Genomic DNA, 14,706 nt, shown 5'->3' on the forward strand with positions numbered 1-14,706 from the left:
CGAGCGTTACCGCATTCGTCAGGAACTGAGTGTACCCAGACTGAAAACACTGAAGACCTGGCTGGAGGCTAACGCGGGCAAAGTCGCAAAAGGCACCCTGACACGCACCGCCATGGATTATACGTTGAACCAATGGCCCACCTTGGTGGGTTACTGCGAACGGGGGCCTGCGTCAACTGGAAGTTCCGGTGCTGAAAGTGGTGATGCGTGACCCGGACTTTTTTGAAGACCAGCAAAGCCCGGTTCGCGGCGTGCTTAACCGTTTGGCCCAGCTTGGTAGCCGCGGCAGCAAGGTCAATCCGGTTATTCAACGCCGGGTGGAAGAATTAATTCAGTCTATTGTGATTGGCTTCGAGCACGACCTGGGCGTATTTGAGCGCGCAGCGGAAGAGCTGGAAGAGCTGATTGAGCGTCAGAAACGGGTGTATCAGCGCAACGTTGAGCGGGTAAAACCGTGCCGAAAGCGCTTAATAGCCTTCTGGCCGGCGGTTGGCGTGATTTGTTGTCGCTAACCTGGATCCGCCATGGGCCAGATAGCAAGTTATGGCACGATTATCTGGGTGCAGTGGATTCTCTGGTGCTGTTTACTAAAGACCCGGATAGCGAGATTAACCTGCCGGAGTTGCTGCGCACCATTCAGGATGGCTTGTCCTCTATTTCAAGCAGTCACTTGCCGTCTGCTCAGATTCGTGACGAACTGCGCCAGTTTCTGGAGCGCGAGGTGATTGTAACCCAGGTAGAGTCCCGCGAGCTGCTGGCATTGCTAGTCCAGCTAGGTGTGGATTACGCTCAGGGTACAGCCATTGAAAAGCCCGGCATGCTTGACAGCCTGGTATAACCGCGGAAGCCAGAAGTTTATGTCGAAACGCCATCCTATTATTGCCGTTACCGGGTCATCCGGTGCCGGCACCAGCACCACCGGCCGGATTTTTCGCCGCATGTTCGACAGCGAGGGACTGAGCGCCGCCATGGTGGGTGGCGACAGTTTTCACCGTTATACTCGTGAGCAGATGGCGCGGCTGGCGGCCAAAGGACAGTTCGGTGCCCGCAATCACTTTGCCCTGGGTGCCAATCACATCGACCACCTGGAGTCTCTGTTTTACGATTACAGCCTGACCGGGAACGGGCGCTACCGCCAGTACGTGCACGATGAGGACTTTGCGCTGGTGGCAGAGGGCAATAAACCCGGGAGCTTCACTCCATGGCAGGATCTGCCGCCCAATACCAGCCTGCTGTTTTATGAAGGCTTACACGGTGGCGTGGTCAGCGATGCCTTTAACATCGCCCAATACGTTGACCTGTTGATTGGCGTAGTGCCGATTGTAAATCTGGAATGGATCCAGAAAATTCACCGCGACACTCACAAACGTGGCTACAGTCAGGAAGCGGTGGTTGAAACCATTCTTAACCGCATGGACGACTACGTTCATGACATAGTGCCGCAGTTTTCCCATACCCACATCAACTTCCAGCGGGTGCCCCTGGTGGATACATCCAACCCGTTTGTGGTGCGTGATGTACCCACCGAAGACGAAAGCATGCTGGTGATTCACTTCCGCGACGCGCGCGAGGTGGATTTTCCCTATCTGTTACAGGTAATTCCCAACAGCGTGTTGTCGCGCCACGATACCCTGGCAATTCCCGGTACAAAAATGAGCCTGGCCATGGAGCTGATTGTGCGGCCTATGGTGCAGCGGCTGATCGCACAGAAAGCCTTCGCCTGACGCTGTTCAAAGTGAATAAGCTAGTTGGCCTGATGCACCTCATGGCTGTGGGTGATTTCTACCCCGCCGCTGGCCAGCATGATGGACGCTGAACAGTATTTTTCGGCAGACAGGGCCACCGCCCGTGCTACCTGGCTGGCTTTAAGATTGTTGCCGGTCACCACGAAATGCAGGTGAATTTTTGTGAACACCGCCGGCACCGCTTCGGCTCGTTCCGCGCTCAGTTCGGTGTGGCAGGCAGTAACGTCCTGACGGCTTTTTTTCAGAATGCTCATGACATCAAACGACGAACATCCGCCCAGCCCCATCAGTACCATTTCCATGGGTCGCGGGCCGCGATTCTGGCCCCCGAGGTCTGCCGGTCCGTCCAGCTGAACGCTGTGGCCGCTGGCGCTGGTCGCTTTGAAGCTGACTTCGCCGGTCCAGTCGATGGTTGCTTTCATCACAGGCTCTCCGCAGGTGTTATTGAGTGTTAATTCCGCCATGGACGGCAATGGAAACGAATGCGCAAGATGCTAGCACAGAGCGGGTGAATCGACAGCATCGGCGATAATTGACAAAAGGCTAAGCTGCAGGCTGAACTTGACCGGGCTACCGGTTGTTGCTATCCGGAGGGTGCTAACGTGCGTTAAGGCTGAAAAAATCTGTTAGAAAAGCGCCATGATCAGGTCAGGATATTTCAGTATTAATTTTTACGGAGGTGCCGGGCAAGCCATCGCCGTCGTTTCCCGGCAAAAAGCACCATCATTTACGCGGGTGACAAGAGCGACTCGCTGTTTTTCATCGTGAAAGGCTCGGTAACGGTTATTATTGAGGATGAAAACGGGCGGATCAGTCGGCCAGTGCCGCCGCTTTTATCTGCAGCCATATGGGCTTGCCCGGGGTTAGTTCCAGAGTGTGTACGGAGCGGGTGGTCAAACGCGCCAGAAATGGCGTATTGCCGGCCAGCACCCGCACCAGTGACGTGCCCGGGCTTATTTCTTCTGCAATTTCATCGATTCGGCCGTGGATCAGATTCTGGATGCTCTGGCCATGGTTGGCGCTGAGCGCCAGGCTGACATCCCTTGCCAGTACCTGAACCCGCACATCGCTGCCTACCGGGATGCGCGGCTCGCTGGGAAGCCACAGTTGGCCGCCGTCAAATTCCGCCAGGCTCAGATGCCACCGGGTATCTTGAGTGGTAATGCGGGCCGGCAGAATAATGGCAGCGCCTTCTTCCAAACCAAAGGGCTGATCGGTGCGCGCCAGGGTCTGTTGTAGAGACCCACTGGCCGTTACCTGCCCCTGGTTCAGCATAACAACGTGATCGGCCAGCCTGGCGACTTCCGCCACCGAGTGGGAGACGTACAAAATTGGAATGGCGAGGGTGTCACGCAGGCGTTCCAGGTAGGGCAGGATTTCCCGCTTGCTGGCCTGGTCCAGTGCCGACAATGGCTCGTCCATCAGCAGCAACCGGGGGCTGGTCAGCAGGGCGCGGGCGATAGCCACCCGTTGGCGCTCACCGCCCGACAGCTTTTGCGGCATACGCTCCAGCAGGTGCGCCAGCCCCAGCCATTCCACCGCCTGGTCAAACTGAATCCGGCGCTGGCTAACGGGCACCCGGCGGTAACCGTAGTCCAGGTTGCGTTCTACCGATAAATGCGGAAATAACGAGGTCTCCTGGAACACGTAAGCCAGCGGACGCTGATGCACGGGGCGACTTTCATGGGCGTTGTGCCAGGTGTCACCGTTCACCACCAGTTCGCCACTGGCCGGTTGCAGCCCGGCGATGCAGCGTAACAGGGTGGTTTTGCCGCAGCCGGAGTGCCCGAACAGCGCGGTTAATCCGCTGCCCGGTAAATTCAGATCCACATTCAGTGTAAAATCACCAATGCAGCAGTGAAAGCGCACCAGAATATGTTCACTTGTGCTCATTTCATCATTCCCGAGTGCACGCGGCCATTCAGCGAATACAGCGTCACTAACGCCACAAACGAGAACACCACCATACCGCCGGCGAGCCAGTGGGCCTGGGTGTATTCAATGGCTTCAACGTGGTCGTAGATGGCCACTGATAACACTTTGGTTTCCCCCGGGATATTGCCGCCAATCATCAGTATCACGCCAAATTCGCCAATAGTGTGGGCAAAGGTGAGTACGGCGGCGGTCAAAAATCCCGGGCGGGCCAGTGGCATCACCACGGTGAAGAATCGGTCCATGGGTGAGGCTCGTAACGTAGCAGCCACTTCCAGAAGCTGATTGTTGATGCCGATAAAGGCGTTTTGCAGGGGTTGCACGGTAAACGGCAGTGAGTAAATCACAGACGCTACCACCAAACCCTCAAAGGTGAATGGCAGTAGCCCAAGGCCCAGCTGTTCGGTAAGTTGCCCGACAACGCCTTTTGGCCCCAACAGCAGCAATAAATAGAACCCCAGTACCGTAGGCGGCAGTACCAGCGGTAGCGCCACCACAGCGGCAATAGGCTGGCGTAGCCAGTGTTGGCTGCGGGCCAGCCACCAGGCAATGGGCGTGCCCACCACGGCCAGTATCAAGGTGGTCATGGTCGCCAGTTTCAGGGTCAGCCACACCGGTTCCCAGTAAGTTGCCATCATCGTTACGGGCCTGTGTTTGCGTCAGTCGGCAATGTCGTAACCGTCGTCTTTTATAACGTTCAGCGCCTGCGGGCTGCGTAAAAATTCCAGCCATTGGCGGGCAACAGGGTTGTCTTTGCCATGATTAAGCAAAACCGCTTGCTGGTCGATGGGTGCGTACATCTGCTGCGGTACCACCCACAGTGTGCCATTACTGTTTTGCCAGGCATTCACCTGAGACAGCGCCACAAAGCCTGCCTGGGCATTGCTGGTGGCCACAAACTGAAAGGCCTGTGCGATTGAGTTACCGCGCACCAGACGCGGTTGCAGGGCATCCCACAGGCTGAGGTTTTTTAACACCTGCTGCGCAGCCAGGCCATAAGGCGCGGTTTTCGGATTGGCGATGGCCAGTCGTTTGAAGTCAGCGCTGGCCAGCCAGCTTTCGGGGTCGCTGAACACGTTGGCCTCCGGGCTCCATAGCGCCAGTTTGCCGCGGGCGTAGGTAAAACGGCTACCGTTAACGGCGCCGCCGCTGTTTTCCAGCATTTCCGGGTGCGCACTGTCTGCGGCCTGAAACACGTCAAAGGGCGCGCCGTTTTCTATTTGGGCGAAGAGCTTACCGGTGGAGCCATAACTGGCGGCAACTGAGTGACCGGTGGTTTCTTCAAACAAGGCAATAAGGTCACGGGTGGTGTCGGTAAAGTTAGCGGCGACCGCAATGCGTAAAGGTTCGGCGTCGGCAAGGTTGGCAGCAAAGAACAGTAGCGCAGCAGTAAGTGAGCGTGAAATCAGGCGGCTGAAGGTAAACATGCAGTGAGTCTCTATGTTCTGGTGGATAAAACAAGCTGCGCATCGAGTTTGGCTTAAGCGGGTTCCGGCGTCGCCGTTGTTTGAGTATGACAGTTCCAGTATGCGATTCTGACTTTGCCGATGTTCGTGTATGTAGGCGGTAATGTCCAGCGCATAGAAATAATTAGTCGTGCTGGAAGAGTGCTTGACGAAACCGCGATAGCCGGTCAATCTTCCCGGGCTTTCGGTCTGATATATTCATTGGTCAGAGGTATTCAAAATGATAAAAATCTTCGAAACAAAAACCGCACCCAACCCACGGCGTGTGCGTATGTTCATGGCGGAAAAGGGCCTGTTGGACGTCGCTGAATTTGTAGAAATTGATCTGCAAAAAGGCGAAAACCTGACGCCCGAATTTGCCGCCCGCAATCCGTTCAAAAAAGTGCCGGTGATGGAATTGGACGATGGCACTGCGGTGGCCGAAACCATGGCTATTTGCCGTTATTTCGAGGAAAGCTACCCTGATTCGCCCACATTATTGGGTGACACGGCGTTGGAGAAAACTGTGATTGAACAGTGGCTGCGCTGGGTCGATTTTTACTTTTTTATGCCCACGGGCATGTGTTTTCAGCACACCAGCGGGTATTTCAGTGATCGCATGAATCCGATTAAAGAATGGGGCGAGGACTGTGGCAAGGCGGTGGTGTCGTTCATGGCTTTTCTGGATGAGCACTTGGCAGGCAAAGACTACATTTGCTGCGATCGTCTTACGGCTGCGGATATCAACGCGTTTGCCACCGTTGCCTTTGCGCGGGTGGTGAATATCCGTATCGCGGCAGAACACCAGAACCTGCAGGCCTGGTTTGACCGCATCAAGTCACGGCCTTCGGCGAAGGTTTAGGCTCGCTATAAAGCAGCCGGTATTGAATCCGGGGCGCCAGCGCCGGGTTCGACACTCACCACGCGGTTGCGACCGCCCCGCTGATCACCATGCCCAGAAAAATCATCACCAGCGGATCGAACAGAAACGGTATGAGCTGTTTGAATTCCAGACCCACATAATGGCCAGGGCAGCAAAGAACAATACCAACGGTATAACAAAAAACGTCCACCACTGCTCCAGACCGCGCACCGAGAGAATGGACACACCAAAAAAACCGATCATTAAGACATTAGACATCTGGTACAGAGTGTCAGGGCTGTAAAGTGCGTGCACCACAAACAGTGAGTGACAGGCCCATTACCGATAGCGCTATAACACGCAGTAGTAAGCCTGGGTCTACCTTAATTTTTGGTCGAACTGCGTCCGTTGAATACACCGCGTTAGCGAACATTGCGAAAAGGTCTATGCAAACAGTTCCTGTAGCTTGGCTCCCGGGTCAGGGGCGCGCATGAATGACTCGCCGATTAGAAAGCCATAAATGCCGCGGCCGGTCATGGTTTCTACGTCGGCGCGGGTCATAATCCCGCTTTCGGTGATGACGAGTCGCTCGGGGCCAATGCGCCGGTGCAGGTCAAAGGTGGTTTCCAGTGAAACCTCAAATGTGTGCAGGTCGCGGTTGTTGATGCCCACCAGTGGGGTGTTCAGTGTCAGCGCATCGTCCATCTCTTCGCTGTTATGAACTTCTACCAGTACGTCCAGCCCTATTTCGTGGGCAATGCCTTCGAGTTCCTGCATCTGGCCTTTGGTCAGGCAGGCCGCAATAAGCAGTATGCAATCGGCGCCGATGCTACGGGATTCATACACCTGGTAGGGCGACACCATAAAATCTTTGCGGATAACGGGCAGGCTGCAGGCGTTGCGGGCGGCCACCATGTAATCTTCGTGGCCCTGGAAGAAGTCGTGGTCGGTGAGTACAGACAGGCAAGCCGCGCCGCCTTTTTCATAGCTTTCAGCAATCTGCGCCGGCTCGAATGGGTCGCGCAGTATGCCTTTGCTGGGCGAGGCTTTTTTGATTTCGGCGATAACCGCAGGTTTTGAGGCTTCGATGCGCTGGCGCAGAGCCTGGGCAAAACCGCGGGTGCCGGGTTGGTCGCCGGCTCGTGCTTTTAGGTCAGCCAGGCTGGCGGTGCGCTGGCGCTGTTCAATTTCCTGCCATTTTCTGTCGACGATTTTGCGCAGGATGGTGGGCGTTTTGTCGTTCTGTGCGTTCATTTTTTTGGGTTCCGTGTTTGCGCTGATCTACTATTCATCTTGCTCAAAAGCACTGGGAGAACGTCGCCAGCTCGGTCAGTTTACCGTTGGCTCGGCCAGAGCCAATAGCATCCAGGGCTAGTTGTACGCCTTCTTTGGCCGTTGCGGCCAAGCCGGCAATATAAATGGCTGCGCCGGCGTTCAGGGCGATCATGTCGCGGGCTTTTTCAGCGCTTTCGTTGCGGTCGCGGCCAAAGGCGGCTTTGATCAGGGCCAGAGATTCTTCGGCGGTGTTGACGGTCAAACCAGACAGGGTTTGGCTTTTTATGCCCAGGTCTTCCGGAGTGATTTCATATTCAATGATTTCGCCGTTTTTAAGCTCGGCCACGTAGGTGGTGCTGGCCAGGCTGATTTCGTCCAAGCCGTCTTTCGAGGCTACCACCATGATGTGTTCAGAGCCGAGTTTTTGCAGCACTTCGGCCATGGGGCGGCACAGGGCTTTGCTGAAAACACCCACCAACTGGCGTTTTACGCCGGCGGGGTTGGTCATCGGGCCGAGGATGTTGAACAGGGTGCGGCAGCCGAGTTCTTTGCGTGGGCCTATGGCGTGTTTCATGGCGCCGTGGTGGGCCGGGGCGAACATAAAGCCAACGCCGACCTGTTCAACGCAGCGGGCGACCTGTTCCGGCGTCAGGCTCAAATTAATACCGGCCTGTTCGATCAGATCGGCGCTGCCACTTTTTGAGGACACCGCGCGGTTGCCGTGTTTGGCGACGAAGCCGCCGGCTGCCGCCACAACAAAGGCGGCCGCAGAAGAGACGTTGAACAGGTTGGCGCCGTCGCCGCCGGTGCCGACGATGTCGACCAACGGTTCGGCGCTGACGTTTACACCGGACACCAGTTCGCGCATGACTTCTACCGCGCCGGTAATTTCATCCACGGTTTCGCTCTTTATGCGCAGGCCCATCAGCAGGGCGCCAATCTGGGCGTTGGTGGCTTCGCCGTTCATGACGATGCGCATAACCTGTTTCATTTCGTCACGGGACATGTCGAGGTTTTCCGCGACCCGGTTCAGTGCGTCTTTCATATCCATTAGGTCAGCCTTTTTGTTCGGTTCGCAGGAAGTTACGCAGCAGTTCGTGGCCCTGTTCACTCATGATGGACTCAGGATGAAACTGCACGCCTTCCACGGCGAGGGTTTTGTGGCGCACACCCATAATTTCTTCCACGGTGCCGTCGCTGTTGCGGGTCCAGGCGGTTACCTCCAAACAATCCGGCAGAGTGGCCTGTTCAACCACCAGGCTGTGATAGCGGGTGGCTTGCAGCGGGTTGTTCAGGCCGCGGAATACGCCTTTGCTGTGATGGTAAACCGGGGACACTTTGCCGTGCATGACTCGGCCGGCCCGAATCACCTGGCCGCCGAACACCTGGCCGATGGCCTGGTGGCCAAGGCAGACGCCCAGTATGGGAATTTTGCCGGCGAAATGGCGGATAACGTCCATAGAGATGCCGGCTTCGCTGGGGGTACAGGGGCCGGGGGAAATCACCAGCCGTTCCGGGTTTAGCGCTTCAATCTGCTCCACGGTGATTTCGTCGTTGCGATGTACCTGCACATCGGCACCCAGCTCGGCCAGGTACTGCACTACGTTGTAGGTGAAGGAGTCATAGTTGTCGATCATTAAAAGCATAATCTGTCCCTCGCCTTAGTGGTCAAAGTCGTTGTAGGTCATGGCGACGGCGCGGAAAATGGCGCGGCCTTTGTTCATGGTTTCTTTCCATTCCAGGCGCGGCACCGAATCAGCGACTATACCGGCGCCGGCCTGTATGTGCAGGGTGTTGTCTTTGATCACCGCGGTGCGGATGGCGATGGCGGTGTCCATATTGCCGTTGAACGACAAATAGCCCACGGCGCCGCCATAAACGCCCCGCTTGACCGGCTCCAGCTCGTCGATAATTTCCATGGCGCGGGTTTTTGGCGCGCCGCTTAAGGTGCCGGCAGGCAGGGTGGCCCTCAATACATCAAGGCAGCTGATGCCATCCTTTACCTGACCGGTAACGTTGGAAACTATGTGCATTACGTGGGAGTAGCGCTCAACCGCCATTTTCTCAGTTAGCCGTACGGTGCCTGTTTCTGATACCCGGCCGGCGTCGTTGCGGCCCAGATCAATCAGCATCAGGTGTTCAGCGATTTCTTTCGGGTCGGCCAGCAGTTCGGCTTCCAGGGCGCGGTCTTCCGCTTCGGTGGCGCCGCGTTTGCGGGTGCCAGCGATGGGGCGCACGGTCACTTCGCGGTCTTCCATGCGCGCCAGAATTTCCGGTGATGAACCCACAATGTGGAAGTCGTTCAGATCCAGAAAGTACATGTACGGCGAGGGATTCATTATTCGCAGCGAGCGGTACAGATTCAGCGGCGGCGCCTCAAACGGAATGGACATGCGTTGGGAAATGACGGTTTGCATCACGTCGCCATCCAGCACGTAGTTTTTGATGATGCCGACGGCTGCTTCGAATTTTTCCTGGCTGAAGCCGGACACAAATTCACTTTCGTCTACGGTTTTGCCGCGCAGATGAGCCGGGGTTTTTGGTGCTTGGGCGGTGTTTTGGCGTAACTGCTGTTCCAGTTGGTCCAGGCGCTCCCGGGCCTGTTCAAAGGCGCCGTCGTCTGCCGGGTTTACGTGCACAATCAGGTGCAGTTTGCCGCGCAGGTTGTCAAACACCACCAGTTCGTCAGACACCATTAGCAGGATGTCCGGGGTGCCAATGCGGTCTGGCGGGCAGCTGTTGGCCAGACGCTTTTCAATGTAGCGTACGGTGTCGTAGCCGAAGTAGCCCACCAAACCACCGTTGAAGCGCGGCAGCTCAGCCAGATCAGGGGCGTGGAAGCGTTCCTGGTAGCTGGCGATGAAAGCCAGTGGGTCTTTCACCTCTCTGCTCTCTACCAGTTCACCATGGCGGCGGATTTCAATACGGTGATCGAAGACTTTCAGTACTTCTTGGCTGGGCAGGCCAATGATGGAATAACGGCCCCATTTTTCTCCACCCTGAACCGATTCGAACAGGTAGGAATAGGGCCCGCTGGCCAATTTCAGATAGGTGCTTAACGGGGTGTCCATATCCGCCAGTACTTCACGGTACACGGGAATACGGTTGTAGCCGGCTTGTGCCAGCTCGCTGAAATGTTCGGGGGTCATGATTGTGGTTCCTAGTTTCTGCGAGATTACAAAAGCTCGCTCAGGGAATCAACCACGGCATTGGCTCCCAGTGCCTGCACGGGGTTGCCAAAATTGTAGCCGTAGGTGACGGCCACGCACGGAATTCCCGCGGCTTTGGCGGCCTGCACATCGGCGGCCGAGTCGCCGACCATTACCGTAGTGGCTGGCTGGCCGTTCAGTTTTTCCATGGCGTACAGCAGGGGTTCCGGGTCGGGCTTTTTGTTGGCCAGAGTGTCGCCTCCTACAATCAGGTGAAAATAACCGTCGAGTTTCAGCTGTTTCAACAAGGGCGCCACAAACTGCTCGGGCTTGTTGGTGACGATCGCCATCGGGCAGTTCATGTGCTGTAATCGATTCAGGCATTCGATTACGCCTGGATACACCTTGGCATGCTGGCCGTTGGCTGTTTCATAGTGCTGGAAGAACAGCGCCATAGCGTCTTCAAATAGGGCTTCATCTGCTGCACTGGGCGGTTGCCAGTCGGCTTTGCCCGCCAGAGCGCGCCGAATCAATATTGCGGCGCCGTGGCCTACCCACTGGCGCACCTGATCAATGCCGGCAGGGGGGCGATCCAGCCGTTCCAGGGTTTGGTCAACGGCAGCGGCCAAGTCCAGCGCGCTATCAACCAGGGTGCCATCCAGATCAAACAGGGCGGCGGCTGGCCAGCGGGTGTTAAAAAGACCTTTCAGAGTCATGGCAGGTTCCGTTCAAAAGCCCAGAGTTTTACTGGCGTGTTCAAGTTCGGCGCGCATGGCGTCGATGGTGGCCCTGTAATCATCGGTATTGAAAATGGCTGAACCAGCAACAAAGGTATCGACACCCGCTTCGGCAATTTCGCGAATATTGTCGGTTTTTACTCCGCCATCTATTTCCAGGCGGATATTGTAATTGCTGGCGTCTATACGCTTGCGCGCTTCGCGCAGTTTATCCAGGGTGCCGGGGATGAACCTCTGGCCGCCAAAGCCCGGGTTTACCGACATCAGAAGAACCATGTCGAGCTTGTCCATTACATAGTCCATGTACTGGAGCGACGTGGCAGGGTTAAACACCAGTCCGGCCTTGCAGCCGCCATCGCGGATCAGTTGCAAAGAACGGTCTACGTGCTGGGATGCTTCCGGGTGGAAGGTGATATAGCTGGCGCCGGCGTCCATGAACTTGCGGATCAGGTCGTCCACCGGAGACACCATCAGGTGTACGTCAATGGGCGCGGTAACGCCGTGTTTGCGCAGTGCCTCGCAGACCATGGGGCCGATGGTCAGGTTGGGCACGTAATGGTTGTCCATAACATCAAAATGCACCACGTCGGCTCCGGCGGCCAATACGTTGTCGACTTCCTCGCCCAGGCGGGCAAAATCGGCAGAAAGGATGGAGGGTGCGATCAGGTACGGATTCATGGTTCGCCTCTGGCTGTCGGCCGGAAAGGTTCCGGCATTTCGGTATGGTTGATGCTGCGCACGGCTGCGGCTGCTAGTCTATCAGCTCACAAGAGTTTTTCGCAGCGGGATAGGGCAATGGGTTGCTGGTTATGTTGGCTTCGCCTTTGATTCAGGCGCAAGAGGAGCCTGCCGAACGAGCTTCGTCATCACCATTACACTGGCTTATGGCGTTGTTTAATGAACTCCCAGGCTTGCTGATAGCGCAGCAGGCGTTCTTTTGCGGCCTCCAGTTCGGCGCGGGTCAGTTGTTGCTGGGCGAGTTTGTCCGGATGTATTGAAGACACTTTGCGGCGCCAAATACGTTTGGCCTCTTGTAGAGAATCGTGGCGGGTAATGCCCAGAATCTCGCAGGCGTCCTGGTAGCTTTTCGGTGTCGGCGGTAGTGTCGCCGCTTGCGGCCACACCTGGGCGGCGTAATGGTCGAATATGTCATCGCTTACGCCTACCGGCAAGCCACTTTGCACTATGGCGTCTTCACAGCGGTAACGTCGCGCCTGTGATGGTCGGCCATGCAGTTGTGCGCTGTGGCACAGGCAAATGGCCAACATGACAGCTCGCCTTGCCAATAGGGGCGTCACCATTTTTAGCCACCAAGCCTTCAACGGCCCAAGTTGACCGGTGGTTTTGCCTTGGGTGAACCAGTGAGCGGCGCGTTTACGCTGGCGCCGATTCAGGCTTAGTGCGGCCATCAGCGCTTCGGCGTAGTGAATGTCAGCCTTACCAACTGTGCCTTCTGCCTTGGCAATATGGCCGAGGAAAAAGAACAGATAGCGTTGACTGAAAAGCGGCAGCCGCTGTTGCTCAAGCAGTTCTTCAGCCTGATTCTGGCAGTGTGTCAGTCGCGGAAGGAGATAGCGCAGGGCGTTATCGAACCGCCGTGATGCCGGGCGTCTTTTTACCATCGGGAATCTCGGGAATTGGGCGTGCGCAGCTGCCGGTCAAGCCAGCTGAGGCGTTCCGGTGTACCTACATCCAGCCATTGACCGCCATGATAGACGCCTTTTACCCGATTTGCCCCGGCGGCTTGCTGTAACAATGGCCCGAGTTTTCCGGACTGGTCTGTTAATCCTGCAAACAGCCGGCGGTTAAGCAGGCTAACGCCGGTAAACGTCAGCCTGGGCAAAGCTTCATCACAGCTGATACGGCCATCGGGTTCTAGCGCAAAGTCCCCTTGCGGGTTGTGTGCGGGGTTGTCTGTGAGTACCAGCAACGCGTCGGCATTGCCGGGTGGTTTCAGCTCGCGCAAATCGAAATCGCACCAGATATCGCCGTTAATCACCACGAACCAGTCATCGCCGGCGTCGGTCAGCATGGGCAGCGCGCGCACAATGCCGCCGGCGGTTTCCAGCGGTTCGCCTTCGCGGGAATAACTCAGCTTCACGCCAAAGGCGTCGCCCTTGCCCAGCGCCTTTACAATCTGCTCGCCAAGCCAGGCCAAGTTGATAATAATGTCGTTAAAGCCGCTGTGTGCAAGGCGCTGCAGGTGGTAGTGAATCAGCGGTTGCCCACCGGCTTGCAGCAGCGGTTTTGGTGTGTGCAGGGTCAGCGGTCGCATGCGCTCGCCTTTGCCCGCGGCCAGAATCATAGCCTTCACGGCTGGTGCGCGCCGGGCACGGGGCCCAAGGTGGCTTCCACTGCCGGTACCACAGTGCTCAACAGCCAGTCATGGAAGGAGCGTAAAGCCGGTTGGCGGGCGCTCGCACTGCACAAGTATCCAAGGGTGCGGGGAATGTCATTGAGGTAATCCTGCTTGCCATCGCGCAGTGCCAGGCGGGCAAAAATACCCGCGGCTTTCAGGTGGCGTTGCATGCCCATCAGTTCGAACCATTGGCGGAAGGTGGCCGCATCAGCGCTGTGCAGGCTGGCGTTCAGGCTGCTCTGGCGATAGCTTTCCAGCCAGTTCTGAACACGCTCGTGAGGCCACTGCACGTAGCAGTCCTTCAGCAGCGACACCAGGTCATAGGTGACAGGCCCCATGACCGCATCCTGAAAATCGATGACGCCGGGGCGCTCGTCGCCGTCCGTTACCAGCAGATTGCGGGAGTGGTAGTCACGGTGCACTGGCACCTTTGGCTGTGCACTGGCACTTTCCCGTAACAGGGTAAATGTGTTGCTTAGCATGGCAAGATCGCTGTTGTTCAGCTCTAACCCTAGCTGGCGCTGTAGCAGCCAGTCGCGGAACAGTGCCATTTCCCTATCCAGTAAATCGTTGCTATAAGCCGCCAGCGGGTAGTCAGGGTTATCGGATAGTTGCTGAATGCGCAGCAATTCCGCCAGTGCGTTGCGGTAAAGTTGGTCGGCGTTAACCGTGTTGAGCTGCCCCAGCAGCAGGCGATCACCAAAATCTTCCATAAGAAGAAGGCCCCGGGCCAGATCTTGCTGCACAATGGCGGGCACTTTAACGCCGTGACTGCGCCAATGTTGAGCTAAGATAACAAAAGGCTGACAGTCTTCGTGCTCGGGTGGTGCGTCCATCACAATAAACGCCTGATCGGCTTGCGCTCCTGATGCTCTTTCCACCCCCCGCGCCTCTTGCCAATCAGCGCTGCGCCATACCCGAAAATAACGCCGGAAACTGGCATCGCCGGCTACAGGCGCCACGGCGGTGTTTGCAAAGCCGGGGAATTGACTGACCCAGCGGGTCAGCAGTTGCAGGCGGTGATCCATGGCGCGCGGATTTCCTTAAAGGATACAAAACCGGTACCCGCAGCTTGGATGCGGGCTTCTGGAGCACTAAACTACGAAGATCCGCGGTTGGAGTAAAGCCTGCTGCAACGGCAACTGAAAGAAAGTTAAGCTCGCCCGGCGGGGGTTTCCGTTAACAAGCCGGGGGGCGCCGTG

General features: G+C 56.8%; 17 protein-coding genes and 2 pseudogenes. 5 read left to right on the forward strand and 14 right to left on the reverse strand.

Going from position 1 to position 14,706, the window contains the following annotated elements; all coding sequences use genetic code 11:
* Positions 1-61 precede the first annotated feature (61 nt).
* From A3OI_RS24655 to A3OI_RS0108695, 3 genes and pseudogenes are all read left to right on the forward strand, one after another.
* Positions 62-211, forward strand: a complete 150-nt coding sequence (locus tag A3OI_RS24655) for a hypothetical protein (protein WP_407635519.1) — start codon at positions 62-64, stop codon at positions 209-211.
* Positions 168-718, forward strand: a pseudogene (locus A3OI_RS21805) (DUF1631 family protein); the annotation flags it as partial. The gene A3OI_RS24655 and the pseudogene A3OI_RS21805, both read left to right, overlap by 44 nt.
* 139 nt (positions 719-857) lie before the next feature.
* Complete coding sequence (locus A3OI_RS0108695; RefSeq protein WP_018403899.1) at positions 858-1,724, forward strand: phosphoribulokinase; 867 nt, start codon at positions 858-860, stop codon at positions 1,722-1,724.
* A gap of 20 nt (positions 1,725-1,744) precedes the next feature.
* Here the strand turns inward: A3OI_RS0108695 and A3OI_RS0108700 are convergent, their stop codons facing one another.
* A complete protein-coding gene (locus A3OI_RS0108700) occupies positions 1,745-2,167 on the reverse strand; it encodes an OsmC family protein (RefSeq protein ID WP_018403900.1) in 423 nt (140 codons plus the stop codon).
* A 300-nt stretch (positions 2,168-2,467) separates the two neighbouring features.
* Here A3OI_RS0108700 and A3OI_RS23795 point away from each other — a divergent pair.
* Positions 2,468-2,554, forward strand: a pseudogene (locus tag A3OI_RS23795) (transcriptional regulator Crp); the annotation flags it as partial.
* 1 nt (position 2,555) lies between these two features.
* Here A3OI_RS23795 and modC read toward each other — a convergent pair.
* From modC to modA, 3 genes are read right to left on the reverse strand one after another with little or no spacing between them, the layout of a single operon-like run.
* On the reverse strand, positions 2,556-3,638 hold the full coding sequence (gene modC / locus A3OI_RS0108705; RefSeq protein WP_018403901.1) for a molybdenum ABC transporter ATP-binding protein: 1,083 nt from the start codon (positions 3,636-3,638) through the stop codon (positions 2,556-2,558).
* Positions 3,635-4,315: a molybdate ABC transporter permease subunit gene (gene modB, locus A3OI_RS0108710; RefSeq protein ID WP_018403902.1), complete on the reverse strand. Its 681-nt coding sequence runs from the start codon at positions 4,313-4,315 to the stop codon at positions 3,635-3,637. The genes modC and modB overlap by 4 nt, the downstream gene beginning before the upstream one ends.
* Positions 4,316-4,336: 21 nt before the next feature.
* The gene (modA, locus tag A3OI_RS0108715) at positions 4,337-5,314 is read right to left on the reverse strand and encodes a molybdate ABC transporter substrate-binding protein (RefSeq protein ID WP_018403903.1); all 978 of its coding nucleotides are present in this window, start codon (positions 5,312-5,314) and stop codon (positions 4,337-4,339) included.
* 49 nt (positions 5,315-5,363) lie between these two features.
* Between modA and A3OI_RS0108720 the strand changes: the two genes are divergently transcribed.
* Positions 5,364-5,984, forward strand: a complete 621-nt coding sequence (locus A3OI_RS0108720) for a glutathione S-transferase family protein (RefSeq protein ID WP_018403904.1) — start codon at positions 5,364-5,366, stop codon at positions 5,982-5,984.
* Between the two features lie 55 nt (positions 5,985-6,039).
* On the opposite strand, the gene A3OI_RS22690 is transcribed toward A3OI_RS0108720, so the two are convergent.
* The 10 genes from A3OI_RS22690 to A3OI_RS0108770 all read right to left on the reverse strand — a co-directional run bounded on the left by A3OI_RS22690 (position 6,040) and on the right by A3OI_RS0108770 (position 14,532).
* Positions 6,040-6,195 carry a hypothetical protein gene (locus tag A3OI_RS22690; protein WP_018403905.1) on the reverse strand — a complete coding sequence of 52 codons (156 nt, stop codon included), beginning with the start codon at positions 6,193-6,195 and terminating at the stop codon, positions 6,040-6,042.
* A gap of 233 nt (positions 6,196-6,428) precedes the next feature.
* Entirely contained in the window at positions 6,429-7,238 is an 810-nt protein-coding gene (trpC, locus tag A3OI_RS0108730) for an indole-3-glycerol phosphate synthase TrpC (protein WP_018403906.1), read from the reverse strand.
* A 43-nt stretch (positions 7,239-7,281) separates the two neighbouring features.
* Positions 7,282-8,310 carry an anthranilate phosphoribosyltransferase gene (gene trpD, locus A3OI_RS0108735; protein WP_018403907.1) on the reverse strand — a complete coding sequence of 343 codons (1,029 nt, stop codon included), beginning with the start codon at positions 8,308-8,310 and terminating at the stop codon, positions 7,282-7,284.
* Positions 8,311-8,314: 4 nt separating this feature from the next.
* Positions 8,315-8,905, reverse strand: a complete 591-nt coding sequence (locus A3OI_RS0108740; protein WP_018403908.1) for an anthranilate synthase component II — start codon at positions 8,903-8,905, stop codon at positions 8,315-8,317.
* A 15-nt stretch (positions 8,906-8,920) separates the two neighbouring features.
* A complete protein-coding gene (trpE, locus tag A3OI_RS0108745; protein ID WP_018403909.1) occupies positions 8,921-10,408 on the reverse strand; it encodes an anthranilate synthase component I in 1,488 nt (495 codons plus the stop codon).
* 26 nt (positions 10,409-10,434) lie between these two features.
* Entirely contained in the window at positions 10,435-11,124 is a 690-nt protein-coding gene (locus tag A3OI_RS0108750) for a phosphoglycolate phosphatase (RefSeq protein WP_018403910.1), read from the reverse strand.
* A 12-nt stretch (positions 11,125-11,136) separates the two neighbouring features.
* On the reverse strand, positions 11,137-11,823 hold the full coding sequence (rpe, locus tag A3OI_RS0108755; RefSeq protein ID WP_018403911.1) for a ribulose-phosphate 3-epimerase: 687 nt from the start codon (positions 11,821-11,823) through the stop codon (positions 11,137-11,139).
* Between the two features lie 194 nt (positions 11,824-12,017).
* Positions 12,018-12,767: a co-chaperone DjlA gene (locus A3OI_RS0108760; RefSeq protein WP_018403912.1), complete on the reverse strand. Its 750-nt coding sequence runs from the start codon at positions 12,765-12,767 to the stop codon at positions 12,018-12,020.
* Positions 12,761-13,459, reverse strand: a complete 699-nt coding sequence (gene murU / locus A3OI_RS0108765; RefSeq protein WP_018403913.1) for an N-acetylmuramate alpha-1-phosphate uridylyltransferase MurU — start codon at positions 13,457-13,459, stop codon at positions 12,761-12,763. Before murU ends, A3OI_RS0108760 begins: the two co-directional genes overlap by 7 nt.
* Positions 13,456-14,532 (reverse strand): aminoglycoside phosphotransferase family protein, encoded by a 1,077-nt coding sequence (locus tag A3OI_RS0108770; protein WP_018403914.1) that lies wholly within the window; start codon positions 14,530-14,532, stop codon positions 13,456-13,458. The genes murU and A3OI_RS0108770 overlap by 4 nt, the downstream gene beginning before the upstream one ends.
* Positions 14,533-14,706 lie beyond the last annotated feature (174 nt).

The organism is Marinobacter gelidimuriae (genome assembly GCF_000372805.1).
In the GTDB taxonomy this organism is placed as follows: Bacteria; Pseudomonadota; Gammaproteobacteria; order Pseudomonadales; family Oleiphilaceae; genus Marinobacter; species Marinobacter gelidimuriae.